Below are 2,632 nucleotides of genomic sequence, written 5' to 3' on the forward strand. Positions count from 1 at the left end.
GAGGAGAACTGACCTCGTCAGGAGGACGGGACCGGCGGGAGGACGGGACCGGCGGGAGGACGGGACCGGCGGGACCGACGGGAGGGCGGGACCAACGGGAAGGCGGGACCAACGGGAGGGCGGGACCAGCGGGAGGGCGGGACCGACGGAAGGGCAGAAGGCCCATGAGGGCCTCAGGATTCGCCCCGGCTCCGCCCCTCCACCGGTCCCCCGCCCACCGTGAACCCGATCACCGAGCCGCCGCCCTCCCGCCGGAAGGCGAACGGCGCGCCTTCGTGCGCCAGGGCCACCTCCCGCACGATGGACAGGCCGAGACCGGAGCCGGGCAGGGCGCGGGCGTCGGCGGCCCGGTAGAAGCGGTCGAAGATGCGGATCAGGTCGGCACCCGCGATGCCGGGGCCCCGGTCGAGGACCTCCACCCGGACCGTGCCCGGCCGGGCCGGGCCCGCGATGTGCAGCTCGATGGGCGCGGTGCCGTCGCGGTCGAACTTGGTGGCGTTCTCCACGAGGTTGGACATCGCCCGCTGGAGCAGCCCGGGGCGCCCGTGGGCCGTCGTGTCACCGCTGGCGCGCAGCACGATCTCCCGCCCGGTACGGCGCCGGGCGAGGCCGACGACGTCCTCGGCGATGTCGGCCAGGTCGACCTGCTGGGCCGGCTCGGTGTCGGACTGGCCCGCGGCGAGGTCGACTAGCTCGTTGACCAGGTCGGTCAGTTCGCGCGCCTCCTGGGTGAGGTCGGCGACCAGGTCCTCCCGGGTGGCAGGCGGGAGTTCGTCGATCCTGCGCAGCAGCGAGATGTTCGTACGCAGTGAGGTGAGCGGGGTGCGCAGCTCGTGCCCGGCGTCCTGGACCAGCCGGCGCTGGTCCTCCTCCGACTGGGCGAGCCGGCCCAGCATCCGGTCGAAGGCGCGGCCCAGCCGGCCCACCTCGTCGTATCCGGTGACCGGCACCTGCACGCCCAGGCGGCGGGTGCGGGCGACGTCCTCGGCGGCGGAGGTGAGCACGACCAGCCGGCGGGTGACACGCCGGGCCAGCCACCAGCCGAACAGACCGGCCGCGGTGACGACGGCCGCCATCAGCACCAGGGTGCGCTGCTGGAGCGTGCGCAGCAGGTCCTCGGTGTCGCTGAACTCCTGCGCGACCTGGATCGCGCCCCGGCCGCCGCCCAGGGAGACGGTGGCGACCCGGTAGACGTCGTTGCCGACGTCGACGTCCTTGTGCTCGGCGATCAGGCCGGCGGTGGCGGCCGCGGCGACGGTCCGGTCGGCGGCGGTGACCGGCAGGCCCGGACTGCCCCGGTCGACGACCCTGCCGTCCGGGCCGAGCACCTGCACATCGGTGCGCGGCGGCCGTACGACATCGTGGCCGGGCGCGGAGGAGGAGAAGTCGTCGGGCGTCATGCGGTGCTGGCCGACCTCGTCGCGCACGTCCTGCACGACCTCGTCGAACACGGTCTGCTGGTCCACGCGCACGAGCCGGGCCGCCGCGCTGTACGACAGGATGCCGACCAGCACGGTGACGGCCGCGGCCACCGCCGCGAACGACACCGCGAGGGTGGTGCGCAGCGAGAGCAGACCGGGCCGTCGCCAGGTCAGCAGCCGCCGGAAGCGGCCCACTCAGTCCTCCCGCAGCACGTAACCCACGCCGCGCACCGTGTGGATCAGCTGCGGCGCGCCGGGCTCGTCGAGCTTGCGGCGCAGGTAACCCACGTACACGGCGAGGTTCTTGGAGCCGGGCCCGAAGTCGTAGCCCCAGATACGGTCGTAGATGGTGGAGTGGTCGAGGACGATGCCCGCGTTGCGCACCAGCAGTTCCAGCAGCTCGAACTCGGTGCGGGTGAGCTCCAGTTCGCGTCCGCCGCGCCAGGCCCGGCGCGCCTGCCGGTCCATCCGCAGCCCGGCCGCCTCGATGTGCCGGCCGGACGGCGAGGGACCGGGCACCGAGCCGGACACCTGGGCCGAGGGCGCGCCCGACGCCGTAGCCGTACCCGCTCCCGCCCCGGCCGGCGGTTCGGCCGGCGCGCCGGGCACCCCGGCCGGGGTCTCGCCCGCGGGCTCGGCGGGGGCGGCGGTCTCGTTCGGGCTGGTGCGGCGCAGCAGGGCGCGCAGCCGGGCGAAGACCTCCTCGACGTCGAAGGGCTTGACGACGTAGTCGTCCGCTCCGGCGTCCAGGCCCGCGATCCGGTCGGCGGTCTCCACCAGCGCGGTCAGCATCAGGATCGGGGTGCGGTCGCCCTCGGCGCGCAGCACCCGGCAGACCTGGAGTCCGTCGATGCCGGGCATCATCACGTCGAGGACGAGCACGTCCGGCGGGGTGCGGTGGGCGTGCGCCAGCGCCTCGACGCCGTCGGCGACCGCGGTGACCTGGTAGCCCTCCAGGGCCAGGGCGCGTTCCAGTGCGTGGCGGATGGCGCGGTCGTCTTCGGCGAGCAGCACAGTCTGGGGCACGGACCCAGTCTGCCAAGCGCCAGGGGTCCGACGACCTGATGATCTTGCCCAGGGCGCCCTTCTTACTGGCCTCTCACCCGCCCGGCCGCAACCCGCGCCGGGCCGCCCGGCCCGCCGGTCGGCCGGCGGGCCACAGGGGGCGATCCGGTCAGCCGACGGACCGCAGGGCGGCGATCCGGTCAGCC

At 74.9% G+C, this 2,632-nt stretch carries 2 protein-coding genes; both read right to left on the bottom strand.

The genetic code is table 11. The features are described 5' to 3' along the window. Nucleotides 1-173 precede the first annotated feature (173 nt). Complete coding sequence (locus ABT085_RS45510; protein ID WP_351622906.1) at nt 174-1,616, bottom strand: sensor histidine kinase; 1,443 nt, start codon at nt 1,614-1,616, stop codon at nt 174-176. Then, the gene (locus tag ABT085_RS45515; RefSeq protein ID WP_351622909.1) at nt 1,617-2,447 is read right to left on the bottom strand and encodes a response regulator transcription factor; all 831 of its coding nucleotides are present in this window, start codon (nt 2,445-2,447) and stop codon (nt 1,617-1,619) included. Nucleotides 2,448-2,632: the final 185 nt, after the last annotated feature.

The sequence above is a fragment of the Streptomyces sp. NPDC002265 genome (assembly GCF_040296125.1).
Taxonomy (GTDB): Bacteria; Actinomycetota; Actinomycetes; order Streptomycetales; family Streptomycetaceae; genus Streptomyces.